Source organism: Arthrobacter sp. MDT2-3 (assembly GCF_059090465.1).
In genome coordinates, this window is sequence record NZ_JBNHFS010000002.1 from 579,278 (window position 1) to 604,035 (window position 24,758).

At 64.2% G+C, this 24,758-nt stretch carries 23 protein-coding genes and 2 tRNA genes; 5 read left to right on the forward strand and 20 right to left on the reverse strand.

Going from position 1 to position 24,758, the window contains the following annotated elements:
* Positions 1-133: 133 nt before the first annotated feature.
* The gene (locus AC5RUQ_RS08340) at positions 134-1,120 is read left to right on the forward strand and encodes a trypsin-like serine peptidase (protein WP_493946831.1); all 987 of its coding nucleotides are present in this window, start codon (positions 134-136) and stop codon (positions 1,118-1,120) included.
* Positions 1,121-1,218: 98 nt separating this feature from the next.
* Here AC5RUQ_RS08340 and AC5RUQ_RS08345 read toward each other — a convergent pair whose 3' ends face one another.
* The 11 genes from AC5RUQ_RS08345 to AC5RUQ_RS08395 all read right to left on the reverse strand — a co-directional run bounded on the left by AC5RUQ_RS08345 (position 1,219) and on the right by AC5RUQ_RS08395 (position 12,081).
* Positions 1,219-1,656, reverse strand: coding sequence for a MaoC family dehydratase (locus AC5RUQ_RS08345; protein ID WP_493946832.1), 438 nt, complete (start codon positions 1,654-1,656; stop codon positions 1,219-1,221).
* 2 nt (positions 1,657-1,658) lie between these two features.
* Positions 1,659-2,120, reverse strand: coding sequence for an FAS1-like dehydratase domain-containing protein (locus tag AC5RUQ_RS08350; RefSeq protein WP_493946833.1), 462 nt, complete (start codon positions 2,118-2,120; stop codon positions 1,659-1,661).
* A gap of 41 nt (positions 2,121-2,161) precedes the next feature.
* Positions 2,162-2,386: a DUF3188 domain-containing protein gene (locus AC5RUQ_RS08355; protein ID WP_493946834.1), complete on the reverse strand. Its 225-nt coding sequence runs from the start codon at positions 2,384-2,386 to the stop codon at positions 2,162-2,164.
* Positions 2,387-2,456: 70 nt separating this feature from the next.
* Positions 2,457-3,377 carry a DUF2797 domain-containing protein gene (locus AC5RUQ_RS08360; protein WP_493946835.1) on the reverse strand — a complete coding sequence of 307 codons (921 nt, stop codon included), beginning with the start codon at positions 3,375-3,377 and terminating at the stop codon, positions 2,457-2,459.
* 26 nt (positions 3,378-3,403) lie between these two features.
* Complete coding sequence (locus tag AC5RUQ_RS08365; RefSeq protein ID WP_493946836.1) at positions 3,404-4,267, reverse strand: HpcH/HpaI aldolase/citrate lyase family protein; 864 nt, start codon at positions 4,265-4,267, stop codon at positions 3,404-3,406.
* Positions 4,268-4,432: 165 nt separating this feature from the next.
* The gene (locus AC5RUQ_RS08370; RefSeq protein WP_493946837.1) at positions 4,433-5,374 is read right to left on the reverse strand and encodes an aldo/keto reductase; all 942 of its coding nucleotides are present in this window, start codon (positions 5,372-5,374) and stop codon (positions 4,433-4,435) included.
* Positions 5,375-5,405: 31 nt separating this feature from the next.
* A complete protein-coding gene (locus AC5RUQ_RS08375; RefSeq protein ID WP_493946838.1) occupies positions 5,406-7,118 on the reverse strand; it encodes a glycoside hydrolase family 13 protein in 1,713 nt (570 codons plus the stop codon).
* A gap of 102 nt (positions 7,119-7,220) precedes the next feature.
* Positions 7,221-8,900 carry a glycoside hydrolase family 13 protein gene (locus AC5RUQ_RS08380; RefSeq protein WP_493946839.1) on the reverse strand — a complete coding sequence of 560 codons (1,680 nt, stop codon included), beginning with the start codon at positions 8,898-8,900 and terminating at the stop codon, positions 7,221-7,223.
* Between the two features lie 94 nt (positions 8,901-8,994).
* On the reverse strand, positions 8,995-9,906 hold the full coding sequence (locus AC5RUQ_RS08385) for a carbohydrate ABC transporter permease (protein WP_493946840.1): 912 nt from the start codon (positions 9,904-9,906) through the stop codon (positions 8,995-8,997).
* Complete coding sequence (locus tag AC5RUQ_RS08390; protein ID WP_493946841.1) at positions 9,906-10,817, reverse strand: carbohydrate ABC transporter permease; 912 nt, start codon at positions 10,815-10,817, stop codon at positions 9,906-9,908. The genes AC5RUQ_RS08385 and AC5RUQ_RS08390 overlap by 1 nt, the downstream gene beginning before the upstream one ends.
* Before the next feature lie 22 nt (positions 10,818-10,839).
* A complete protein-coding gene (locus AC5RUQ_RS08395; RefSeq protein ID WP_493946842.1) occupies positions 10,840-12,081 on the reverse strand; it encodes an ABC transporter substrate-binding protein in 1,242 nt (413 codons plus the stop codon).
* A 257-nt stretch (positions 12,082-12,338) separates the two neighbouring features.
* Here AC5RUQ_RS08395 and AC5RUQ_RS08400 point away from each other — a divergent pair, with 257 nt between their 5' ends.
* Entirely contained in the window at positions 12,339-13,565 is a 1,227-nt protein-coding gene (locus AC5RUQ_RS08400) for an ROK family protein (RefSeq protein ID WP_493947189.1), read from the forward strand.
* A 76-nt stretch (positions 13,566-13,641) separates the two neighbouring features.
* On the opposite strand, the gene AC5RUQ_RS08405 is transcribed toward AC5RUQ_RS08400, so the two are convergent.
* The 8 genes from AC5RUQ_RS08405 to AC5RUQ_RS08440 all read right to left on the reverse strand — a co-directional run bounded on the left by AC5RUQ_RS08405 (position 13,642) and on the right by AC5RUQ_RS08440 (position 20,379).
* Entirely contained in the window at positions 13,642-14,301 is a 660-nt protein-coding gene (locus AC5RUQ_RS08405; RefSeq protein ID WP_493946843.1) for an SDR family oxidoreductase, read from the reverse strand.
* A gap of 63 nt (positions 14,302-14,364) precedes the next feature.
* Positions 14,365-14,922: a dihydrofolate reductase family protein gene (locus tag AC5RUQ_RS08410; protein WP_493946844.1), complete on the reverse strand. Its 558-nt coding sequence runs from the start codon at positions 14,920-14,922 to the stop codon at positions 14,365-14,367.
* Between the two features lie 59 nt (positions 14,923-14,981).
* Positions 14,982-15,788, reverse strand: coding sequence for a membrane protein insertase YidC (yidC, locus tag AC5RUQ_RS08415; RefSeq protein WP_493946845.1), 807 nt, complete (start codon positions 15,786-15,788; stop codon positions 14,982-14,984).
* An 87-nt stretch (positions 15,789-15,875) separates the two neighbouring features.
* Positions 15,876-16,124, reverse strand: coding sequence for a hypothetical protein (locus AC5RUQ_RS08420; protein WP_493946846.1), 249 nt, complete (start codon positions 16,122-16,124; stop codon positions 15,876-15,878).
* A gap of 343 nt (positions 16,125-16,467) precedes the next feature.
* A tRNA-Met gene (locus AC5RUQ_RS08425) sits at positions 16,468-16,541 on the reverse strand.
* Positions 16,542-16,602: 61 nt separating this feature from the next.
* A tRNA-Thr gene (locus AC5RUQ_RS08430) sits at positions 16,603-16,674 on the reverse strand.
* A 413-nt stretch (positions 16,675-17,087) separates the two neighbouring features.
* The gene (locus AC5RUQ_RS08435) at positions 17,088-19,316 is read right to left on the reverse strand and encodes a DEAD/DEAH box helicase (protein WP_493946847.1); all 2,229 of its coding nucleotides are present in this window, start codon (positions 19,314-19,316) and stop codon (positions 17,088-17,090) included.
* A gap of 406 nt (positions 19,317-19,722) precedes the next feature.
* Positions 19,723-20,379, reverse strand: coding sequence for an MOSC domain-containing protein (locus AC5RUQ_RS08440; protein WP_493946848.1), 657 nt, complete (start codon positions 20,377-20,379; stop codon positions 19,723-19,725).
* Positions 20,380-20,548: 169 nt separating this feature from the next.
* Here AC5RUQ_RS08440 and AC5RUQ_RS08445 point away from each other — a divergent pair, with 169 nt between their 5' ends.
* From AC5RUQ_RS08445 to AC5RUQ_RS08455, 3 genes are read left to right on the forward strand one after another with little or no spacing between them, the layout of a single operon-like run.
* Complete coding sequence (locus AC5RUQ_RS08445) at positions 20,549-21,187, forward strand: Tat pathway signal protein (RefSeq protein WP_493946849.1); 639 nt, start codon at positions 20,549-20,551, stop codon at positions 21,185-21,187.
* Between the two features lie 2 nt (positions 21,188-21,189).
* Positions 21,190-22,401, forward strand: coding sequence for a glutathionylspermidine synthase family protein (locus AC5RUQ_RS08450; protein ID WP_493946850.1), 1,212 nt, complete (start codon positions 21,190-21,192; stop codon positions 22,399-22,401).
* Between the two features lie 13 nt (positions 22,402-22,414).
* Entirely contained in the window at positions 22,415-23,959 is a 1,545-nt protein-coding gene (locus AC5RUQ_RS08455; protein ID WP_493946851.1) for an APC family permease, read from the forward strand.
* On the opposite strand, the gene AC5RUQ_RS08460 is transcribed toward AC5RUQ_RS08455, so the two are convergent.
* Positions 23,956-24,726 carry an SDR family oxidoreductase gene (locus AC5RUQ_RS08460; RefSeq protein ID WP_493946852.1) on the reverse strand — a complete coding sequence of 257 codons (771 nt, stop codon included), beginning with the start codon at positions 24,724-24,726 and terminating at the stop codon, positions 23,956-23,958. The two genes, AC5RUQ_RS08455 and AC5RUQ_RS08460, sit on opposite strands and share 4 nt — an antisense overlap.
* Positions 24,727-24,758 lie beyond the last annotated feature (32 nt).

The following is a 24,758-nucleotide window of genomic DNA, read 5'->3' on the forward strand; positions in this document are numbered from 1 at the left end:
CGGCGATTAACAAGATCGATAATTAAGAAACAAAACCAGTATTAGATATTTACAAACTTGTCATACCTGCGTAGTTTCAACCCCAGCGGATCACATACAAGGGTTCGCTTCCCGGCAAACGCATAGGACAGCTATGACAATATCCAGGACTCTGGCCACGAGCCTCATGAGCCTATCCACAGCCGCACTATTCACCCTCGCCTCGGCAGGCGGCGCCACGGCGGCACCCCCTGCTCCGGAGCACAAGGAAGTTCACGGCGTGAGCAGCACCAGGACTGCCGGCACTGCCGACCCCGACTACTGGACGTCGGAACGCATGCGGGCAGCCATACCCGGCGAAGTGCTGGCGAAGAAGGCACTGGCGCGGCAGAAGGCCAACACTCCGTACGCCGACGAAGCAGTCGGTAAGGGAGCTGAAAGCAGAATCAAGGGTTCGGACCCCTCAGTCCAACCGCTGGTGAATGCCAGCGAGAACCCGGTGCCGCACATCGGCAAGGTGTTCTTTACCCTGGGCGGAGCGGACTATGTCTGCTCGGCAAACTCGGTGGCGTCGGGCAACAGAAACACTGTTTCCACAGCGGGCCACTGCCTCAATGAAGGCCCTGGCGCGTTCGCAACCAGGTTCACCTTCGTGCCTGCCTATCTCAATGGCTCAGCACCCTACGGCAAGTGGACGGCCAAAGCCCTCTATGCTCCTACCCAGTGGAGCTCGTCGGGCAGCATGCAGTACGACACAGGGTTCGCCGTCATGTCACAGCTGAACGGCCGCAACCTTGCAGACGTCGTCGGAGCCTCCGGCGTCCGGTTCAATGCCGCCCGCGGCCTCAGCTACAAGGCATTCGGCTATCCGGCAGCAGCACCCTTCAATGGAGAATCGCTCAAGAGCTGCACGGGCACAGCAACCAACGATCCCTACAACCCGCAGTTCAACTCCCAAGGAATCCCGTGCAACATGACCGGCGGTTCCTCAGGTGGTCCCTGGTTCATCGGCAGCTCGTCCGGCGGGTATCAAAACTCGGTCAACAGCTACGGTTATGGGAGCAATTCCACCAAGATGTACGGACCATACTGGGGTTCTGTCATTCAGTCGACCTACAACGCCGCCGCCTCGGCTTCCTGAACCCGGGCAGCATTGTCATGAAAAAGGACTGAGGGAGGCTGCCCCGGGGCAGCCTCCCTCAGTCCTTTTGTACACCTGCGCCTGATGGCAGCGGGGCCTCAGGAAAGGCGGACGACGGCCTGGGCCTTCATCAGGACTTTCTGCCCGGCGGAAACCACGGTGAGGTCAACACGCGCGGTGCCGGCCTCGGCGTCGAGCTTTCCGATGGTGCCGCTGACCTCGATAGTGGCGCCGGGTTCGGCGGTCCCGGTGGTGTCGGTGACCAGGACCGGCTTGGTGAAGCGGGTCTGGAAGTCGACGACGGCGGCCGGGTCGCCTGCCCAGTCAGTGACCAGCTGCACGGCGGAGCCCATGGTGAACATGCCGTGCGCAATGACGCCGGGCAGCTCCACGCCGGTGGCAAAGGCCTCGTTCCAGTGGATGGGGTTGAAGTCGCCGGAAGCACCGGCGTACTTGACCAGGTCGGTGCGGGTGACCTCGATGGTGCGGCTGCCGATTTCCTGGCCGGCCGTGAGTTCGTTGAACGTGGGGCTCATGGTTACTGTCCCTCTCCGCGGACCAGGATGGACGACGTGGTGGTGGTGACCGGTTCCCGGGAGTCATCCGCGCCAAGGGCGAAGATCTCCGAACGCGTGGTGATCATCGCGCCGCCGCCCATGGCACGGACACCGTCCACGTGAAGCTCCGCAACCAGGCGGTCCCCGGCGAGGATGGGCCGGTGGTGGGTGAAGCGCTGGTCGGCGTGGACCACGCGCGAGAAGTCGATACCTGCCTCCGGATCCTCAATGAGCTGGGCGTCAGCGCGCTGGGCAATGATGATGGCAAACGTTGGCGGGGCAACAAGGTCGGTGTGGCCCAGGGCTTTGGCGGCGTCAACATCGAAGTGTGCAGGATGGGTGGCTTTGACGGCGCGGGCAAATTCGCGGATTTTCTCGCGGCCAACGTCGTACACCTCTGCGGCAGGGTAGCTTCTGCCCTGCAGGTCCGGATTGATAGTCATGGGCCCAAGCCTATCGTCAGGCTCCGGAGCCGCCCGAAAGGTTACCGGCGCAGGTTCTTGCGGATGCTCTGGCCACGGACCACGATCCCGGCGATGTGCAGAATCAGGCCCAACCCGAGCAGCGGCAGGGATGCGGTGGCGAGGGCGGAGTTGCCGCTGGTGTTGCCCACCAGGTTCAGGATGATGCCGACGGCGATCAGTCCCATCGCGCCGAAGACCAGGACTTTGTAGCGGGTTGGCGCGGTGGCCCAGAATTCGTTCAGCACCTTGCCATTCTACCGGGACGAGCCGCCGTTACCGGAGTGCGCCGGTGGCGGGCGGGCAGCAGTGCCGGAGTCAGAACAGCGCCTCTTGGACTGCCGGCACTGTGGAGCTGTACTGGCCCAGTTCGATCGTGCGGCCCTTCAGCTGGCCAAGGTCCACCACGAATTCCAGATCGGCGTCATTGAGGGCTGCCAGGACAAAGCTTCCGGCCGCGGACCGGATGGTGAACCCGTGCTGCCCGGAAGCCAGCGTGTACGGGTAGGCGTGGCGGGCGGTTCCGGAGCAAAGCCGCTGCGCGAGTCCGGGCCGGTTCCAGCCCTCGTCCACCACCTCGAAACCGTCCAGCCCTGCTGCGGAAATGACCCGGCGTGCGGTGGTTGCGTGCAAGGTGTTGCGTTGGGTGAGCCAGGACGCAGAAGCCGGAGTGGCCAGGGCCGCAGCCTTGGCGGCTGACCGCACCTGCTGTGGAAGCCCGCCGTCGCGCGTCACCATGTCCTCCAGCAGCCGCACCACGCGCCCGTCAGCGGCACGGGCGACGTAGCTGGCCACCACGGCCCCCTGTTCGGCGAGCCGCTGCCACTTTCGGAGATCTGATGCCGTACCCACCTTGGTTGCCCCGGCAGCGAAGGTGGCAACGTAAAGCCAGTGCGGCTGCATCAGGTAGCTGCGCAGGCCCGGCGGAACCCGGCCGTCCCGGTGGAAGTCGTGCATAAGCCGGAAATCGTCCGCAACAAAGCACCGCTCACACTGGTGCCCGCGGGCCGCCGGAGATCGGCCGGGGCACAGGACGTGGTCCCGGTGCTCGGGACCGTGCACGCGGTGGTGGCCAAGGCAGGACTTCCCGTCGGCGGCGAGCCGGAAGCCCAGGCGGGCACCGCCGTCGAGCGCTAATTCCCGGAAGGTGCCGTCCGGAGCCTGCAGCCGCAGGACCGGGCAGGAGGCCGGCGGCGCGGGCCAAAAGACCCCGTGGACCAGATAACGGGTATCGGTCACGGGGTCTCCTGGAATGAATGTAGGTGCTACAGCGCGGGCTGCACCCCAAAGGCTACCGCGAGCTTCATGATCTTCTCGGCGCGGCCCAGGCGGGGCAGGTCGGAGCCGTCACGGATGACGCGGCCGTTGGCTTCGAAGTCGGCCATGAAGTCGGTGGCCCAGGCGACGTCGGACGGGGTGGGGCTGATGACCTCGTTGATGACGGGGGTCTGGTCGATGGCCAGGCAGAGCTTGCCGGTCATGCCCATCATCACGGTGATGCCGGTCTGCTCCCGCAGGATGGGGTGGTTGGTGCCAACGGTGGGGCCGTCGATGGGGCCCGGGAGGTTGCCGACGCGGCTGGCTACCACGAGCTTGGCGCGCGGGTAGGCCATGGCCTCGGCAGTGGCGGCCATGCCGGTGTCGCGGCGGAAGTCACCGGAGCCGAACGCCAGGCGGAAAGCGCCCTGTGCCTTGGCGATCTGGTTGGCTTCCTCGATACCGACAGCGGATTCCACCAAAGGGATGACGGGGGTCTTGCCGTCCATGCGGTGGAAGCTTTCCGTCACTTGGTCGGCGGATTCGGTCTTGGCCAGCATGACGCCAAGGAGGCCGGGGGTACCGCGGAGGCCGGCCAAGTCATCTGCCCAGAACGGGCTCGTGGCGTCGTTGATCCGGACCCAGGCCTTGCCGCCTGCGGTGAGCCAGTCCACCACGTGGCCCCGGGCCTGGTCCTTCTGCGAAGGGTCCACAGCATCTTCAATATCCAGGATGATCGAGTCGGCGCGGGACACGGCCGACTGGTCAAAAAGCTCGGTCTTCATGGCATTAACAAGGAGCCATGAACGGGCGATCTCTGCTGGGATATTGCGTTCCGGCCTTACGGTCTCGGTGGCGATGGTAGACGTCATGTATCTACCGTATCGGTCTTGGAAGCAGCACGAGGCAGAAAACGGCCCGCTCGGGAGGTTCAATACGAACTAAACCCCATATGACTCAATCCTGATGAAAGTAGGTAGCAGCAAGTGCCGTTCTGCGCCTCACAACGGCACTTGCTGCTACCCGGTTGGGGTGGTTCAGGGGATGTTGCTTCCCCGCGCCGTCACCCACAGCTGGTACCAGTCGGCCCGGCTCATTACCTGTGCCAAGCGCGAAGCGTCAGCGCAGGCCCGGATGCGTCCGGGGTTGACCGTTCCGATCACCGGGGCGATGCCCGCCGGGTGCTTCATCAGCCATCCCAGCAGGACTGCCTCGCCCGAACTGCCGTACCTCTTGGCCAGCTCCAACACCAGTTTCCCCGTGGCGGCTTCGGCCGACGTCGGGCTGTCGGGTTCCGCCCCGGTGTACAGGCCGCGGGCCAGTGAGCCGTAGGCCTGCAGGGTGATCGAGTTCCGGGTGCAGTATTCCAGCGTGCCGTGCGGGAAGCTGTAGTCCAGGTGCTCGGCGTGGTTGACCAGCACCTGGCTTTCCAGCCATGCCCGCTTGAGCAGGCTCATTTCCAGCTGGTTTGCCACCACCGGAGTTTCCAGCCGGTCCTGCAGCGCCTCGATCTGCGCCCCGGACATGTTGGACACCCCCAGCTGCCGGACCTTGCCTTCCGCCATCAGCTGCCCGACGGCGGCGGCCACCTCCGCAGGGTCCGCCAGGGGGTCAGGGCGGTGCAGCAGGAGGACGTCCACATACTCCGACCGCAGCCGCTTCAGGCTGTCGTTGACCCGCTCCAAGATGGCCGCACGGCTGAGGTCGTAATGCGTCTGCAGGCCGCGCTCGTTCAGCCGGATGCCACACTTGGTCTGAAGCCGGATGCGGTCCCGGAGCCCCGGCGTTGCGCTCAGCACCTCGCCGAAGACGGCCTCCGACTTGCCGCTGCGGTAGATGTCCGCGTGGTCAAACAGGGTGATGCCGGCATCGAGCGCGGCCTCGACGGCGGCAGCGGCCTCGTCCACATGCTCGCCGGCATGCGGCTCGTCGGACCAGCTGCCGCCCAGGCCCATGCAGCCATAAATCAGTTCCTGCATCAGGCCGGCCACCCCGGATGGCAGGGGCGCATCAGCGCAGCCATGCCGTGGTGTTGGCTGGCAGCTTGCCGCCCTCGAGGGGGGCGCTGCTGACCAGGACCGTTCCTTCCGGAAGGTCGACGGCGGTGTCCCCGAAGTTCGTCACTGACTGCCAGCCGTTGGGGCGGCGGAAGTGCAGGACTTCCGGGTTGCCGGTCTCTACCCATTCCAGCTCTTCGTCGGTTTGCAGTTCGCGGCGCAGCTTCAGGGCGGCGCGGTAGAGTTCCAGCGTGGAGCCCTTGGTGCCGTCCTGCGCCTCAACGGCGTACGTGCTGAACCAGTCCGGCTGCGGCAGGTGCGCGCCGCCGTCACCAAAGCCGAAGGAGGTTCCCTCCACCTTCCAGGGCAACGGCACACGGCAGCCGTCACGGCCGACTTCCACGCCCTTGTTGCGGAAGAAGGAGGGGTCCTGGCGCTCCGCTTCGGGAATTTCGGCGACTTCCTGCAGCCCGAGTTCCTCGCCCTGGTACAGGTAGGCAGAACCGGGGACGGCCAGCATCAGCAAGGTGGCGGCGCGGGCACGGCGTTCGCCGAGCTCCACGTCCAGTTCTTCCTTGGGGCCGCCGGCCAGCAGCCAGTCCTTGCCGTCCTGGCCTTTGGTGCGGTCCTTGCCCTTGGACACCTGGGGCAGGCCGTAACGGGTGGCATGGCGGACCACGTCGTGGTTGGAAAACACCCAGGTGGACGAGGCGCCGGTGGAGGCCGCTTCGGCAAGGTTCCGGGTGATGATCTCCTTGTATTCGCCGGCGTCGAAATCGGCCTGCAGCAGGTCGAAGTTGAACGCCTGGCCGAGGCCCTGCGGGCTGGCGTAGCGGGCGCGCCGGGTCGCGTGGACCCAGGCTTCCGCGACGGCGGTGCGCGGCGGGTTGTACTCGTTGAACACCTCGCGCCATTCGGCGTAAATCTCGTGGACTTCGTCCCTGTCCCAGAAGGGGTGGGTGCCGTCGTCGAATCCATCCACCCCGGTGTTGAGCTCGCTGAGTTCCAGCTTGGACAACAGGGGCTCGGTGAGGTCCTTGGTGAGGGCATGGGCCACGTCCACCCGGAACCCGTCAACACCCCGGTCGGACCAGAAGCGCAAAGTCTTGAGGAAGTCCTCCCGGATTTCGCGGTTGGACCAGTTCAAGTCCGGCTGTTCCTTGGCAAAGATGTGCATGTACCACTGGCCCGGGGTGCCATCCGGTTCAGTGATGCGCTCCCAGGCCGGGCCGCCAAAGACGGAGTCCCAGTCCGACGGCGGGAACTCACCGTTGGGGCCCTTGCCGTCGCGGAAGATGTAGCGGTCCCGGGCGGGTGACCCTTTAGGCGAGGCGAGGGCTTCCCTGAACCACTTGTGCCTGTCCGAGGAGTGGTTGGGAACGATGTCGGCGATCAGCTTTATGCCGGCCCCGTGCAGCGCGTTCGCCATCTCGTCAAAGTCCGCAAGCGTGCCGAGCTTGGGGTCCACGTCGCGGTAGTCGTCCACGTCGTAGCCACCGTCCGCCAAGGCTGAGGGGTAGAACGGGCTGAGCCACACGGCGTCGATTGCCAGCGACTTCAGGTAAGGCACTTTGGCGGTGATGCCCTTGAGGTCACCGATGGCATCACCGTTGGAGTCTGAGAAACTCCGGGGGTAGATCTGGTACACAGAGGCCTGGCGCCACCAGTTCGGGTCGGCCAGGTGGTTGGAATCGGACAGGGTTGCCAGGGTGGCGGTGGTGCTCACAACACTCCTTTTATTTAGTATCTAAATTATCTTGTCGACCAGTATGTGCGGGTAACGCGGCGGCCGTCAACAGCGACTGCATTGCCTGGGCGGGACGTCGCGTTAGGCCCTGAGCCAGGCGGTTGCCTCGCCCGGGAGTTTGCCGCCTTCGATGCCGGCGCTGGAGATCAGGACCTTGCCTTCAGGAAGTTCGATGGCGGCGGTACCAAAGTTCGCAACGACGTGCCACCCTCCCGGGCGCACAAAGTGCAGCGCCTGTTCATTCCCGTCGTGTTTCCATTCCAGGGTCTCGGCGCCCTGAAGTTTGTGCCGCAGTGCCAACGCTTTGCGGTAGAGATGCAGGGTTGAGGCGTTGTCCGCCTCCTGGGTGCTGGCTGCGTATTCGGCGAACCAGTCCGGCTGAGGCAGATGGGCACCGTTGGCACCGAAACCGAAGGAAGGTCCGGAAGGTTCCCAGGGCAGTGGAACGCGGCAGCCGTCCCGGCCCAGGCCGTCGTACTCCGCGCCCCGGAAGAACGAAGGGTCCTGGCGCTGGTCAGCAGGGATGTCCGCAACCTCGTGCAGGCCCAGTTCCTCGCCCTGATAGAGGTACGCGGAGCCGGGAAGGGCGAGCATCAGCAACGTGGCGGCCTTGGCTCGGCGGAGGCCTCCTTCGACGTCCAGTGCTTGACGGGGACCGCCCGCTTTGACCCAGTCCACTCCCGGTTTCCCCGGCCGCCCGTTGAGCGGTTCGAGACCGTAACGCGTGGCGTGGCGCGTGACGTCATGGTTGGAAAATACCCAGGTGGTGGTGGAGCCGGTGAGGCGGGCCTGTTCGAGGTTGTCGGCGATGATGGCGCGGAACTGGCTGGCGTTGAAGTCGGCCATGAGCAGGTCGAAACTGAAAGCCTGGCCCAGGCCTTCAGGGGAGGCGTACTTGGCCCGCCTCGAGGCGGTCTCCACCCAGGCCTCCGCCACAGCGAAGCGCGGCGGGTCATATTCGTTGAATACTTTGCGCCATTCGGCATAGATCTCGTGGACTTCGTCGCGGTCCATGAGCGGGTGGGTCCCGGCGGTACGGTCCATGGCATCCAGTTCCTGCCTACTGGGCAGTTCGGGCCGGAGGTCCTTGACGAGAAGGTTGGCCACGTCCACGCGGAAGCCGTCCACACCGCGGTCAGCCCAGAAGCGCAAGGTCTTGAGGAAGTCCTCACGGACCTCAGGGTTGTCCCAATTCCAGTCCGGCTGCTCCGGGGTGAAGGTGTGCAGATACCACTGCCCGTCGTCCGTCCGGGTCCAGGCGGGGCCGCCGAAAGCGGCTGTCCAGTCCGACGGCGGCAGTTCGCCATGCGCGCCCTTGCCGTCCCTGAAATGGTACCGGCGGCGGGCCGGTGAACCCTTGGGCGCGGCCAGGGCTTCCTGGAACCAGACGTGCCGGTTGGAGGAGTGGTTGGGGACAATGTCCACGATCACTTTGATGCCCCCGGCGTGCAGAGCCGCGGTCATCGTGTCGAAATCTGCGAGGCTGCCGATCCTGGGATCAACGTCACGGTAGTCATCAACGTCGTAGCCGCCGTCAGCCAGCGCGGAGGGGTAGAAGGGACTGAGCCACACGGCGTCGATACCAAGGCTCTTCAAGTACGGCACCCTCCCGGTGATGCCGTTCAGATCCCCGATCCCGTCCCCGTTCGAATCGGCGAAACTGCGCGGGTAGATCTGGTAAACCGCGGCCTGGCGCCACCAATCGCTGGCTGACGTGGACCAGGTGTCGGCATCGGGCGTCTGGCTCGAAAGGATGGACAAACGGTTTCCCCTTTCTGGGGCTGGAGTTTCTTGCGTGGATGCTGAATTGCTTGCGTTTTTGCTCACTGCGGGCCGGCCATGCAAGTGACCAGGCTCAGCCCTTGACGGCGCCCTGGGTAACGCCTGCCATAACCCACCGCTGGGTAAAGAGATACGCCACGATGGCCGGAGCCATGGCCATCAGGTAGGACGCAAAGGAGACGTGGTAGTTGTTGCTGAACTGGGTCTGGAACAGGTTCTGCCGCACTGGAAGGGTTTGCAACGCCGGGTCGGAGATGATCAACGAAGGCATCATGAAGTCATTCCAGGCGTAGAGGAAGGCGAAAATGCCCACCGTGGCGCTCATCGGCGCCAGCAGCGGAAAAATCAGTTTCCAGAAAGTCTGCCAGGTGGTAGCGCCGTCAATGCGGGCGCTCTCTTCCAATTCCATCGGGATTGAGCGCAGGAATGCGGTGAACAGCAGCACGCTGAAGCTCAACTGGAACATCGTGGCGAGCAGAATCACGCCCAGCGGATTGTCCAGGCCCAGGCGGCCGGTCAACTGGATCTGCGGCAGCGCGACGACCGGAAACGGGATGAACATCGCTGCGAGCAGGTAGTAGAAGGAGTACCGGAACAACCTGCGTTCCCAGTTGCGCACGATCGCGTACGAGGCAAACGCAGCCAGCACGATCGTCGCGGCCACAGTCCCCGCCGTCACCAGCAACGACATTGCAGCGCCTACGGGGAAGTTGGTCAAGGTCCACGCCTGGACGAAGCCGTCAATACTTAAGGGCGCAGGGAATGAAAATGCGTTGCCGTCCACAGCCTGCCCCTGGGTTTTGAAGGCCATGGAGAGCGTAACGTACAGCGGAAGCAGTACAGTGACCGCACAGAGTACCAGGATGGTGGTAGCCGGCCAGTTCACCCGTTCGACCTTCAAACCTGCGCGTCGTCGTCCGGCTTCGGCAGGTGCTGGTTCGGTGCGGTAAATATCCCCGGCGGTGAGGGTGGATGGTGAGGTCATCAGAGTGTGTTCCGTCCGCGAGTCAGCGAAAGCTGCAGGAGAGATATGAGGACAGCGACGACGAAGAAGATGGTCGCGTTGGCCATCTGGTAGGCATAGTCGCCGCCATTGAAGCCAGCGATGACGGTCATCGCGATGCTTCGTGTTGAGGTGCCCGGGCCGCCGTTGGTGAGTCCGACGATGATGTCGTAGGCGTTGAGGAAGCCCTTGAATCCGAGAATGATGTTGATCACCACATAGCCGGCCACGAGCGGAGCGGTGATTTTCAGGAGCTGCTGGAACTTGCTCGCGCCATCGATGTCCGCGGCCTCATACACTTCCCCGGGGATCGAGACGAGTCCGGCGATATAGATCAGCAGCGCCCCGGGCACCGCCTGCCAGGCCGTAACCACCACGATGGCGACCCAGGCAAGGTCAGGGTTTGCCAGGAGGCTCGTCTCCAGCCAGGAAATCCCGGCTGCCGCACCTGCCGAGGGCAGCGAGTTCGAGAACAGGAAATTGAAAACATACGCAATGATGATGCCGGAGACCACCATGGGGATGACGAAGATGGTCCGCAACGCGGTTTTCATACGGATCTGCGACGTGAGCCCCACGGCGAGAAGGAAAGCGATGACGTTCACCACAAGCACGGTCACAATCGAGAATCCGAACGTGAACAGATAGCTCTGCAGAATGGCAGGATCGCTGAAAATTGCAATGTAGTTGGTCAGTCCGACGAACTCCCAGTCGCCGATTCCGATGGAGTTCGTGAAGCTGAAGAAGATGCCAACAAGGCCTGGAACCGTGATCGCCAGGGTAAAGAGGACGAGGCTTGGCAAGAGGAAAAGGTAGAAAATCGGTTCGACCCGCCGCTTTTTGCGGGTCTGCGGGCGTTCCTGCCCCGGTCTTGTTGCTGTGGTGATGGACATGTATCTGGCTCCCTTGTGAGCGCTACTGGCGGAACGCCAGGCGCGCCCAGTCTGCGTCGAGTGTGCGGAAGGTGGCTGCAGGATCTGCGCCCAACACGAGCGCCTGGACGTGATTCATGATGGGGATGGTGCGCGGCACCAGCACCGACGGACCCTGATAGACCTGGCCCTTTTCGTAGTACTCGACCATCCCCTCGATCCGCGGGTCTGGAGCTCCGGCGGCATCGATAGTGGGCGTGAAGCCCAGCTGCGACTTGTTATACGCTTCGATAACTTCCGGCTGGTAGAGGTACTCGAGGAAGTCACGGGCAGCGTCCTTGTGCTTGGATCCTTCGGGAATCCAGGCGGCGAGATCCACGTTGACCCGGACGCGCAGGTCCTCGGGGTTCTCTGTCATCGGCAGCGGAAAGGTTCCGAGCTGGAGGTCGGGAGCACTCTTTGCGATCTCGCCGAATGCCCACGGGCCCTGCAGATACATTGCTGCCTTACCTTGCGCAAACGCGAGATTGCCGTCGCCATAAGCTCGGCTCGCGGCGTCTTTGTTGACATAGCTGCCCGCCAGTTCCAGCATTTTCGCGACGGGTTGTTGAAAGTCCTTTTCGAATGACGCCCGTGAATCCGGTCCCACCTCCGTGCCTGCTTCGGAAAGCTTGCGGAAGAAGTCGATGGTGTCGAGCTGGCCGCCCACGGAGTAGTCAAACCACCCTTGGGCGACTGTCCAGTCGTCCTTCCACGTTGCGTAGAACGGCGTCACCCCGGCGGTTTTCAGCGCATCACACGCCGCGATGAGTTCGCTCCAGGTCTTAGGCACATCGATGCCGTGGGCAGCGAAGATCTCCTTGTTGTAGATGACGGAGGACGCCATGATCGAGTACGGCAGGGCGCTGGTGCGGCCTGGATACGAGCCGTACTGGTCCATCAGGGGTTGCAGGTCCTTCCGGATACGGGTTGAGGCCTGCGTTCCGGACAAGTCACTCAGCGCGCCGCGCTGCACGAACCTGGCCGTTTCCATGTTGTAGTTCGCGAGCGCGATGTCCGGCGGATTGCCCCGGACGAAACTGGCTGAAACGACGTCAACCCCCGAGGTATCCATAACGACTTCTGTGTTGTCCTGCGAAGCGTTGTAGTCGGCGACGAGTTTCGTCATGAAACCGATGGCCTCCCGCTTGCTGAAGGTGAACCGGATGGTCTCCTTGCCGGAGTCTCCAGCGCAGCCTGAGAGGAGGCCGGCGAGCAGAGCCAGACAGAGACCAAGCACGGCCATGCGTTTAGTGCGCGTCAAGTTCGAAGACACCCTCGTCCTTTCGTGGTGCGGCGATCGGAGCCGCGGGGCTACGGCGGGGATTAGCCGATGCCGCCCGTCGAGTTGATACAAGCTATAAATTTAGCTCCTATCAATATTATGGAGTGTCGTGGGTCACAGCGTCAAGCACATGCCACATTGTTTCCCGGGTATATTTATGGCCTAAATTTAGAAGGGCTGGTCAACGTCCCGTGGCAGCCCGGAAGAATGGGGAGCCCCTGATGAATGAGACTGCACCGTCCACACAGTTGCTGCGGAGGGTCAACGCCAGTGCCATGCTTAAGGCAATGCGCGGGGCCGGCATCATGACGGGCACGGACCTTATGGCTGCCACTGGGCTTTCCCGGGCCACCGTTATCTCGATTTGTGATGAGCTCGTCCGGCTCGGATGGCTTGAGGAGCTGGAAAACCAACGGGGCACCGAGGGTTATGTCAAAGGCAGGCCGGCCCGCAGATTCGTTTTTGACGATCGCGCGGCCAGCGTTCTGGGCATCGATATTGGCGCCAACAAGATCACCACCATCGTCGCCGACATGGCGGGAAAGGCCCTCTCCAGGGTCACGACACCCTTCCGGGCGCACAACCTACCCGCTGACGAGCGGGCCGATGTACTGGACCGGATCGCCGCAGAGGCCTTGGACAAGGCAGCCGTGTCCCCAGACTCCGTTCTTGCCGTGTCCGTTGGGGTCGCCGCTCCGGTCAGTCGGAGCGGCGAAGTCCTCACGGTTCAGGAATTCTGGAAGTCTTTTGATGTCCGCCGGCTTGTTTCGGAGCGGCACGGCTGGCATGTGCTGCTGGAGAACGACGCCAATCTTGCCGCCCTGGCCGAACGCTGGCAGGGGACGGCCCAAGGCGTTGACAACCTTATCGTCATGCTAGCCGGGGACCGGCTGGGCTCCGGCGTACTCGAATCCGGTCGCCTGCTCCACGGACAGCTTGGCGGCTTCGGGGAGCTGGGGTACCTGGCCAATGTCGAAGGCGTAGGCGATACCATCGGCATCGCGCACTATGTAGCACTTTGGGGCCAGGAAGCGCTCGCCGCCAATGCAAAGACCCGGCTGCACGAGCTGTCCGGCAGCGCACCGGCCGGCCTCACGGCCGAGATGGTGTTCGCCGCGGCCAGGGATGGCGACAATGCCGCGCAGGAAGTCCTCGACCGTGTCGCACACCGCATGGCACGCGTGATTGGTTCGCTGAGCACGCTGGTGAACCCTGAGCTCGTCGTCCTCGCAGGCGGTGTCGCAGCCTCTGCCCGCGCCCTCATCCCCGCCATCGAGGAGCAGCTGCCGAAGTACACTTTCACTCCGCCCCGTGTGGAAGCCTCCTCCCTGGGGGATGGCATTGTGTCAATCGGTGCCATCCGCCTTGCCCTCGATTATGTCGAGGAGCACGCTCTTGACCTTTACCCCGCTTCGTTGCCGAAACCCTTGCACCCCGTTTCCTGACGCGGTTCACCTGGGACGTGCCCAGCCCCCGGATGGTCCTGGGCACCAGAACCGAGGTTGTGATTCCTCCGGCAAATTACGCCGGTGATTCCAGCGCTGCGGCCACCGGAAGCGAACCGTCGCAGAATTCAATCGTCCGTCCCGCCGTCTCCGGCAGGTCCAGCACGGCTGCTGCCACGATGGCGGTGTTGCTGCGCGACGTGCCGCCGTCTCCCTCCCCCGGGTTGGGATCTACCTTGATCAAACCCGTGCCGGGCTTGTCGGTCAGGGTGCCCGGGCCCAGGATGGTCCACGAGAGGCCGGTGCCGCGAAGGTACTCGTCAGCGGCAGCTTTCGCCTCGGCGTAGGCAAAAAAGCCGTTGCTCTCAGGTACGCCGTGGTCCTTGCGGGCTCCCAGGTAGGACACCATCACGTAGCGGTCCACTCCGGCGTGTACTGCGGCATCCATCGAACGGATGGCCGCGTCCCGGTCCACAGCGAATGTCCGGGCGGGGTTTCCGCCGCCCGCGCCTGCTGACCAGACGACAGCGTCGTGGCCCGTCAGTGCCTCCGCGATGGCCGCCGTCGTGGAATTCTCGATATCAAGGACCGACGGCGTTGCGCCCGTTTGCGCGACGTCCCCCGCGTGGTCGGGGTTGCGGATGAACGAGGTGAGGCTGTGGCCCTCTTCCGTGAGCAGGGTGGACAGATGCAGGGCCACTTTGCCGTGGCCGCCGATGATTGCGATTCGGGTCATGGCCCCATTCTGCTCCCCCATCCCGCATACGCCACATCGCCGCACGTTCGACCCCTGGCAGGATCAGGGGACAGTGCGGTAGCTGAGGTACACCACTCCATTGCGGAACCTGCGCTCGTCCTGGAGTTCAAGCCGCAGGTTCAGCCCGTCCGGCAGGAAGCGAAGGCCCCCTCCCACTGCCACCGGGTTGAGGAAGACCCGGCACTCGTCCACCAGCCCCGCCCGGAGTGCGCTGGCTGCCAGGGTGGAGCCGCCAATGCCGATGCTGCCCCTGCTGCTCTCCTTCAGGTCCCGGATGGCATCGGGTTCGAAAGAGCGCTGGACTGTCGTCCTGGCGGTCAGCGGCGCGTCCAATGTCGTGGAGAAGACCACCTTGTCTGCTGCCCGCCAGATGCGCCCGTAGTCCTGGATGACGGGCGGGTCGTCGCTTCCGCCCAGGGTCTCCCAGACGGACAGCACCTCGTACATGCGCCGCCCCAGAAGGTATGTGCCGGCGTCGCGCTCCAAGTCGTTGACGAAGGCATGGACTTCCTCGTCCGGGGCACTCCAGTCGAAGTTGCCGTGGCGGTCAGCGACGTAGCCGTCCAGGGATGCAATGCCCGTGTAGATAAGCTCAGCCATGGGCTCATTGTGCCTGCACTTCAGGCTTTGGGTAAGACTGTGTCCCCGTTCCGGCGGGACTATGCAGTTCCGGATGTCCGCCGTTCACGGACGAAAAACTGCTGTGCCATGGTCCAGGCGTTGGTGACTGTCCAATAGACCAGGACGCCGATGGGGAAGAAGACCCCTCCCAGCGCGAACACCACCGGCAACGTGTAGAGCACCACTTTTTGCTGCCGCATAAAGGGACTTCCGGTGTCCCCCGGCAACGCGTTCCGCGCGAGGATCAACTTTTGCGTGACAATCTGCGCGGCGGTCATCGCCAGGATCATCAGGATGGTCAACACCATAACGGCTGTCTGGTTGCCGCTGCCGCCGTGCAGCACTGATGCCGTCAATGTGGCGCCGAAGATGCTGGACTGGTCGAACTGTACTACCTGGTCGTGGCTCATGGCGCCCGTTCCCTCACCCTGCGCTGCCCGGGTGCTGATGCCGGCGAGAACCTGGTACAGCGCAAAGAAGAACGGCACCTGGATCAGCATGGGCAGGCAGGCGGAGAAGGGGTTGGTCCCGTGCTTCTTATACAAGGCCATCTGCTCCTGGGCCAATGACTGGCGGGAGAGCGGGTCTGTCCGGCCCTTGTACTTTTCCTGCAGCGTCTTTAAGTCCGGCTGCAGGAGCCGCATCCGGCGCTGGGCGTCGAGCTGCTTCAAAAACACGGGAATCAGGGCAGCGCGGATCAGCAGAACCAGCCCGATGATGGACAGGGTCCATGTCCAGCCGCTGGCCGGAGGCATGCCGACGGCGCTCAGCCCTTCATGCAAGCCGACCATTACGGCAGACACTAACCATCTGAACGGGACCAGGATTGCGTCAAAGATGTCCATGCGTTTCCCCATCGGTAAGATGCGGCAAAGCTACGGGGAAACAGGGAACTTGTCACGCGCTACCGTTCAAGTCGATGGCGCGCGTTCCTATTGACCAGGTGCCCCTACCAGGACTTCACGGTAGTGCGCCGGCAAACGCACGATCTCGAGTTCCGAGATGTCGAGAAGGCGGCGGCTGCCTGTCAGAGTGTCCAGAATCCAGAGCAACCCCTGGTCCAGCGCGACCTCTGTGACCGGACCGCGGTGGACCAAAGTGTTCCCATAAAACGCTTCGATGGCATCTCCTGCGGAGAGCTCATCATAAGAACGGATAAAAGCTTTGTCATTGCTGATCATGACGCGTCCTTTCCTTTGTCGAAGTGCTCCCCCGGCCTCAGTATGCTGGCGCAGGGTTGCCTCCGCGTGTACCCACGATGATGTTTTGCTGACATTCCGGGAACGGTCCCCCAGTCAGTGTTCGGCGTTGTCTGCATGGTGTTGCGCAGCGGAAGTACAACCGCGGCAAGCGGGCCACTAAGCCGTGGCGCTTGCTCCGGTCAGTTCAAAACATCCAAAATCATCCAGCACCCAGAAAAGCAGTGGGATGTGAGAGGAATCTCAGGGGTTGCACCTGAAAGCGGCACTTCGCCTCCAACGGAAAAGCCCCCGGAATCTCGGGGGATTCCAGGGGCTTAGCCTGTAGCGGTGGGGAGGCTCGATCTCCCGACCTCACGATTATGAGTCGTGCGCTCTAACCAACTGAGCTACACCGCCACGAATGAGAAAAACCTGTGTCAAGCCGGTCAAAACCGCCTTGACACAGGCCCTCATTCAGAGCCCCCCACCGGAATCGATCCGGTGACCTCGTTCTTACCAAGAACGCGCTCTACCACTGAGCTAGGGGGGCAACGAGTAAATACTCTACCGGAAGATTCCACCACCAACAAATCGGCGTCCGGGCAGTTCAGGAAGGGCCGAAACAGTTGCCCAAACAGCCCTCCAACGGCCGGAAAATGCCGGCAAATCAACGGAAATGAAGCCCTCTCACTCCTTAAGTATTCTCGGCTTCGCACCTTTCCCGAAGGACCAGGAACAAGGATGTGTTGATCCCCACACTTCCCATGAATTTTTGTCCCCATATGCAGGCTTTAACGCCGTCGAAGTCCGCATATCTGCACAGAAACTCACAGGCTTGGGCGCGCTGGAAGTGCCGGACGACACGGTGCCGCCCTCCGCCGTCGTCCGTAAAAGGCTTTTAAATGCCGGTGGGCCGGCTCGAAAGCCGGCCCACCGGGGGAACCTGTCAGACGAGCTGACTAGTTACCACTTGCCCTTGCGGTTGAAGTCGCGCTGTCCGCCCTCGTTGCCGTGGCGGGGCTTGCGGGAGCCGTCGCCGTGGCCGGCGAAGCGGGAATCGCTGGCCTGGCCGCGGGTGGCACCGCTGTCAGCACTGAAGGAACGTTCGCTGTACGAGCGGCCGCCGCGGTCCGCGGAGGAACGCTCGCCGTCGTTCTTGCGGAACTCCTTCTTGAACCCGCCGTTGCCCTTGAAGTTACCGCCACGGTCGCCGCTGCGGTTGCCCTGGTAGGCACCACGTTCGCCGGAGGGCTTGCGGCCGTTGTCCAGCTCGAGGTGGATCAGCTCGCCACCGATCCGGGTGCGGGACAGGGCACGCAGCTGCTCGGGGCTGAGGTCCGCCGGCAGCTCCACCAGGGAGTGGTCCGAACGGATATCGATGCCGCCGATCTGGGCCGAGGAGATGCCGCCCTCGTTGGCGATGGCGCCCACAATGGAGCCGGGCATAACGCGCTGGCGGCGTCCCACTGCGATCCGGTACGTGGCATTGCCCTCGGTGAGCGTGCGGGTGGGCCCGCGGGAGCCGAAGCCGTCCTTGGAGCGCTCGCGCTTCTGGAACTCGGGAGCTGCAGGCAGTTCCTTGACCAGCAGCGGCTGCCCGCCCTGCGCCATAACGGCGAGGGCCGCTGCGATTTCCGCAGCCGGAACGTTGTGCTCTTCCTCGTAGGAGGCGATGAGGTCGCGGAACGCGGAGACATCCTCGGACGCAAGCGTCTCGGTGATCTTCTCGGCGAACTTGCCCAGGCGAAGCGTGTTCACGGTTTCCGCGGTGGGCAGGTGCATCTGCTCCACCGGCTGGCGGGTTGCCTTCTCGATGGAACGCAGCAGGTACTTCTCCCGCGGCGTCATAAAGAGGATGGCGTCGCCGGAGCGGCCTGCGCGGCCGGTGCGGCCGATGCGGTGGACGTAGGACTCGGTGTCGTGCGGGATGTCGTAGTTGATGACGTGGCTGATGCGCTCCACGTCAAGGCCACGGGCGGCGACGTCGGTAGCAACGAGGATGTCGATGCGGCCTTCCTTCAGCGCGTCGACAGTGCGCTCACGCTGCTGCTGCGGAATGTCGCCGTTGATGGCAGCAGCCTGGAAACCGCGGGACTTCAGCTTGTCAGCCAGGTCCTCGGTGGCCATTTTGGTGCGCACGAAGGCGATAACGCCGTCGAACTCTTCCACCTCGAGGATGCGGGTCATGGCGTCGAGCTTGTGCGGGCCCATGACCTGCAGGTACCGCTGGCGCGTGTTGGCACCGGTGGTGGTCTTGGACTTGACGGAAATCTCGGCCGGGTTGTTCAGGTATTGCTTGGACATGCGGCGGATCTGGCTCGGCATGGTGGCCGAGAACAGGGCCACCTGGCGGTCCGACGGGGTCTGCTGGAAGATCTGCTCAACGTCTTCAGCGAAGCCCATGCGCAGCATCTCGTCAGCCTCGTCCAGCACCAGGTACTGGAGTTCGGACAGGTCCAGGGAACCCTTGGAGATATGGTCGATCACGCGGCCCGGGGTACCCACAACAACCTGGGCACCGCGGCGCAGGCCGGCGAGCTGCGGACCGTAGGCGGAACCGCCGTAGACGGGCAGGACGGTGAAGTCGTCAATGTGCTTGGCGTAGGAAGTGAAGGCCTCCGCCACCTGCAGCGCGAGCTCGCGGGTGGGGGCCAGCACCAGGGCCTGGGTCTTGCGGGACGGGCCGTTGAGGTCGTGGAGTTCGGCCAGGCGGGACAGTGCCGGTACTGCGAATGCTGCAGTCTTACCGGTGCCGGTCTGGGCGAGGCCAACAACGTCGCGGCCTTCCAGCAGCAGCGGGATGGTGGCTGCCTGGATGGGGGACGGCTTTTCGTAGCCGACGTCCTGCAGGGCGGCCAGCACACGGCCATCGATGCCGAGGTCGGCGAACTTGATGCCTTCTTCTTCCTCAGCGTTGGCTGCGGGAGCTTGCTCAGCGTGTGCTGCGGGGGCGGCCGGTGCTTCGAGGGAAGCTTCGGCTGCGGGGGCGGCAGGTGCTTCGAGGGAAGCTTCGGCTGCGGGGGCGGCAGGTGCTTCGAGGGAAGCTTCGGCTGCGGGGGCGGCCGGTGCTTCGAGGGAAGCTTCGGCTGCGGGGGCGGGCGCTGCTGCGGGGACAGCGGCCTCGGTGAATTCGACGGCGGCGGTTTCGGCGGTTGCCGCTTCGAAGGTGGAGTCGTTGTGATTTTCGGGCATAGGGAAGAATTCCTCATCCATAGGGGGCCAGGCGGCACTACCCGAGGTGAGCGGAGCCGCAGTACGTGTGCCGTGGGTGCCGGGCAAACGTTGACCGGCCGGTCACATAGAAGTCCGGCGCTTTCGCAATCCCGTGGCAGGACTTCCCGCTGCATCTCTTGGCTGCTATCCCAGCAGTCTGTACAGCGTTTTCTTTAGCCGGCTCTCCCTATGAAAATGCCCGCATCGCTTGTGCGGGCCCCAACACTTGCCAGTCCTGCCTCAAAAATTGGGCAGGAATAAGGGATTTCCGGAGTGGGGGATATTTCAAGTGTAGGGCACGCACCGGCCCCAGCGGTAATTGGGAGCACGACGGCGGCGGTGAGCTTGCCCACATGGCTCCCCTGCCAGCCACCCGCGTAGGTTGTTACCGGCCCAACTGCCGCTCCAGCGCCGCGAACTTCTGCTTGAACTCAGGCTGCTGCAGCCGGATCTCGCCGTCGGCGTCGGCGCCACGCAGTGCTTCCATCGACTCCAGGTCCGGTTCACTGAACCACTTGCCCACAGTAATCCCATGCCTGGGGATGTACGTCCGGTGGATATGGTCCCCTGCCCGGATGGTGCCAACGCGGATCACCCGGAGGTAGGCGCCCACCCTGCCCTCACCGGTGAAGCGTTTGACGAACTGCGGCTCACCCAGCCGTCGCTGGAACGTGGCGCAGGGTGTACGCGGGGACGTAACCTCCACTTCCACGTCGAGGCCGATCTGCCAGCGTTCGCCGATCACCGCCCCCGTGGCGTCTATCCCGGCCACGCGCAGGTTCTCACCGAAAATTCCCGGCGGCAGGTCGCGCTGGAGCCCTGCGGCCCAGAAGTCGGCGTCCGCCTGCGAGTAGGCGTAAAGGGCCTGGTCCGGCCCGCCGTGGTGGACCCGGTTCGCCTGGATGTCGCCCTGCAGGCCCAGCTTGTGCACCTTCACCGGCCCCTCCACCGCACGCTTGTCGATGGCAGTCACGCCCACGCTGGAGGCATCCGGAACGAGCTGGTGAACACGGCACACGGCAAGCACAGAAGCGGTTTCCATGGGACCAGTGTAGGTTTCCAGTGCTGCCCGTGGCGGCTACCCCGCCATGGGGAGTTCTCCCGGCTTTCCTGCTCGCAGCAGCAGGCTGCAGGGACTACGCTGATTTGAGGATTGCAATTGGGGGTGCAGCGCTGTGCCCAATTCACGTGGAGAACTGAGGGGGGACGCCGTGGACCCGAACAAGGACCCGGAGCACGATCCAGCCAGGGGCGACGGCCGGCAGGCCGGCGCGGCGGGCAGCTCCGCTGCCGCACCGGACGGCACCCCGGCGCCGGACGCCCCCAAGCCTCCCCCGTGGCAGGTACCCAAACCGGAACTGCGCCCGGAACTCCTGAACGAACCAGTCACACCGGTAGATCCCTTTGCCCGTGACCGGGAGAAGCAGCAGGCCGAGGGGGCGGCCCGGAAGAAGCGCTCCCAGCGGCGCACCGTCGTGGTGGGCCTGGGCGTGACTGCCCTGCTGGCCGGCACCATCACCGCGGTGGTTGCCAGCAACCAGGACGAGCCGGAGTACGCGCAGGTCTGTTTCAATGACGAAACCGGCGAGCGCGTGGAGGACACCAGCTGTGACAGCTCTGCCGGCAGGGGCGGCGGCATCTACGCCTGGTACTTCTTCTCACGCGGGGCGTACGTCCCCGCCATCGGGCAGAACCGCTCAACCGCCCCCAGCTACACGCGGACCGTGCCCAGCGGCGCGAAAGCCTCCACGGGCTACAGCACCAAGGGCGGCACCGTCAGCCGGGGCGGCTTCGGCACCAGCGCCAAAAGCGGCACCAGCGGTGGCGGCGGCAAAGTCTCGGGGGGCTAGGCGTGAAGCGGAAGTTGATCGAGCCCAGGCCCGGGTGGAAGCAGAAAATTGAAGAACAGGGCCTGGTGTTCTCCACCACCACCATGCCGGACGGCCGCAGGATCGAATACTGGAATGAAGCCGCCTACTACGAGTTCACCCTGGACGAGGTGGAGACCCTCGAGGGAACGGCCGAGGATATGCACAAGATGTGCCTGGAGGCCGCCCGGTTCCTGGCCACCGGCGCCATGGGGGACATTGGCATCGGCCCGCAGGCCCTCGAGCTGGCTGCGGACTCATTGCAGGCAGGCGATCCCGATGTTTACGGACGCTTCGACTTCATCTACGACGGGCAGGGCGGGCCTGCCAAGATGCTCGAGTACAACGCGGACACCCCCACCGGCCTGATCGAGGCCGCCGTGGCCCAATGGTTCTGGCTGCAGGACGTCTTCCCGGAGAAGGACCAGTGGAACGGCATCCATGAAGCGCTGATCCGGCAGTGGAAGAAGATGCAGTTCCGCACCGGGATGAGCACCCTGCACGTGGCGCACTCCGAGGTCGAGGAGTCCGGGGAGGACTGGATGACCGCCGCCTACATGCGCGACGTGGCCAGCCAGGCGGGATGGACCACCATCGGCATCAACATGTCCGATATCGGCTGGGACCCCAACCTGAACCGCTTTGTGGACCTGGACAACTTCATGATCAGCACCATGTTCAAGCTGTACCCGTGGGAGCTGATGATGAAGGAACCCTTCGGGCCCCGGCTGCTGGAACGCGCCCACAATCCCCGCTGGGTTGAACCCGCCTGGAAGATGCTGCTCTCCAACAAGGCGCTCCTCGCGGCACTGTGGCACCTGTTCCCTGGGCATTCCAACCTGCTGCCGGCGTACCTGAACGAACCCGGGCCGCTCAAGGAATGGGTGGCCAAACCCCTGCATGGCCGCGAAGGCGACAACATCAAGATCCACGCCCAGGGCATCAGCCTGGAACAACCCGGCGGATACGGCCGCGAGGGATGGTGCTACCAGCAGTACCATCCGCTGCCGGATTTCGACGGCAACCATCCCGTCCTTGGCCTCTGGGTAGTGGACGGTGAGTCCGTGGGCTGCGGGATCCGCGAATCGGACGGCCCCGTCACCGACTACTTCTGCAGGTTCTTGCCCAACACCATCGATGCCCCGGCCCCGCTCTCGGCCGCGGCCCACTCCAGCAAAGCAGGTATCGCACTATGAGCCCGGTGACACCATGAGCACGGAAACCACGACGGCGGGAGGACCGGGCGGCGGGCCCGGCACCTCCGTTCCGTCCAAGGGGCTCCGCGCTGGCATCCTGGACCTTGGCGACTCGGTCATGCTGGGCCTGGCTTCGACGGCGCCGGTGTATTCGCTGGCCGCCACGCTGGGCCTTATCGTTGCGGTCAACGGAAACTACACTCCCCTGATCCTGCTGCTCGGCTTTATCCCCGTCCTGTTCATCGCCTACGCATTCCGCGAACTCAACAGCGCCATCCCGGACTGCGGCACCACCTTCACATGGTCCTGGCGGGCCTTCGGACCGTGGGCCGGCTGGCTGGGCGGCTGGGGTGTTGCGCTGGCCGGCATCGTGGTCCTGGCCAATCTCGCCCAGGTGGCTGGCCAGTACCTGTGGCTTCTGGTAGGTGACGGCTCGCTGGCCGAAAACAAGGTGATAGTTACCGCCACGGGTGTGCTGTTCATCGCCGTGATGACGCTGGTGAATTACCGGGGCATCCGGCTGGGCGAACACGTCCAGCGGGTACTGACCTACGTGCAGTACATCGCGCTGGGCATCTTTGCGCTGGCCATCGTGATTCGGATTGTCAGCGGCGCGCCGGAGGGGCAACCTTTCGATTTTGAGTGGTTCAACCCTTCCGGGGCCTTCGCCGATCCCGGCGCAGTGGTCCATGGCGCGCTGCTTGCGCTGTTTATCTACTGGGGCTGGGACACCTGCCTGGCGGTCAATGAGGAAACCGAAAACCCCTCCACCACCCCCGGCCGGGGTGCGGTGATCTCCGCCTTCATCCTGGTGGCCATCTACGTCTCTGTTGCGCTCCTGGTGATGATGTACGCAACTGTGGGCACAGAAGGCATCGGACTGGGCAACGAGGCCAACCAGGACGACGTCTTCCTGGCCATGAAGGACGTGGTCCTCGGCCCCTGGGGCTGGCTGATCGTCGTCGCAGTCCTCGCTTCGGTGCTCTCCTCCACCCAGACCACCATCCTGCCAACCGCCCGCGGCACCCTGTCCATGGGAGTGCACGGTGCCCTGCCGGCCAAGTTCGGCGAGGTGCACCCGAAGAACCAAACCCCCGGTTTCTCCACACAGGTGATGGGGGCGGCAGCGATTGCCTACTACGTCGCCATGAGTTTCCTCAGCGAAAACCTGCTGTCAGACTCCATTAGCGCCATCAGCCTCTTCATCGCCTTCTACTACGCCCTCACCGGCTTCGCCTGCTTCTGGTACTTCCGGGATACCTTGCGGCAGTCGGCACGCAACCTCTGGTTCCGCGGCATCCTGCCGCTGGTGGGCGCGCTGCTCCTAACGGCTGCTTTCTTTATCTCGGCCGTGCAAATGTGGGACCCGGCCTATGGCGACACCCAGATCTTCGGCGTCGGCGGAGCGTTTATCAGCGGTGTGGTGCTGCTGGCACTTGGAGTGGTGCTCGCCGTCGTCTGCCGGTTCCTGCCCGCAACCCGCAGCTACTTCACCGGCAAGGCAACCGCCACCAGCAAGAGCAGCACCCCTCCCCAAGCAAGTAGCGCTGACTGCTAGGCGGAGAAGCCACCGTCTGACTTGATGAGCTGTCCCGAAACCCAGCGGCCGGCCGGCGAGAGCAGGAACGCAGCGGTACCGGCGACGTCGGCAGGGGTGCCCAGGCGGCCGGTGGGCTGCCGGGCGGTCAAGGCCTCCCGCACCTCGTCATCCATCCAGCCAGTGTCCACCGGCCCCGGGTTGAGGACGTTGGCGGAAATTCCCCGCGGCCCCAGCTCGCGGGCAGCGGCGATGACGATCCTGTCCAGCGCGCCCTTCGAGGCGCCGTAGGGCAGGTTGAATGACGTGTGGTCACTGGTCAGCGCAACGATCGCACCGCCGTCAGCCGTTGCCTGCCGCGCGAAAGCGGCAATGAGCTGCCAGCTGGCCCGCGTGTTCACGGCAAAGTGGCGTTCGAACGATTCCAGGCTCGTGTCCAGGACGCCGGAGCCAACGGACTCGGCATGGCTCAGCACCATGCCCTGCAGCGGACCGGCCAGCTGCACCGCTTCAGCCAGGAGGCGATCGGCCGTGCCCGGGTCCTCCAGGTTTGCGGGCAGGAAGTGGACGCTGGCGCCGATCGCCTCCAGCTCGGCCGTCAAACGGACCACGTCGTCCGGCTCGCTCCCCCACGGCATCCGGGCGTCGTAGTCCTGCCAGTAAGCCAGCACCAGGTCCCAGCCTTCGGCGGCAAGCTGGCGGGCGATGCCGGCGCCGATGGAAGCAAGCCGGCCAGCGCCGGTGATCAGGGCTACGTGACGGACAGGGCCTTCGGCAGGGGTTTCCATGGGATCAGCGTACTGGCCGCTGCGCTGCCTTC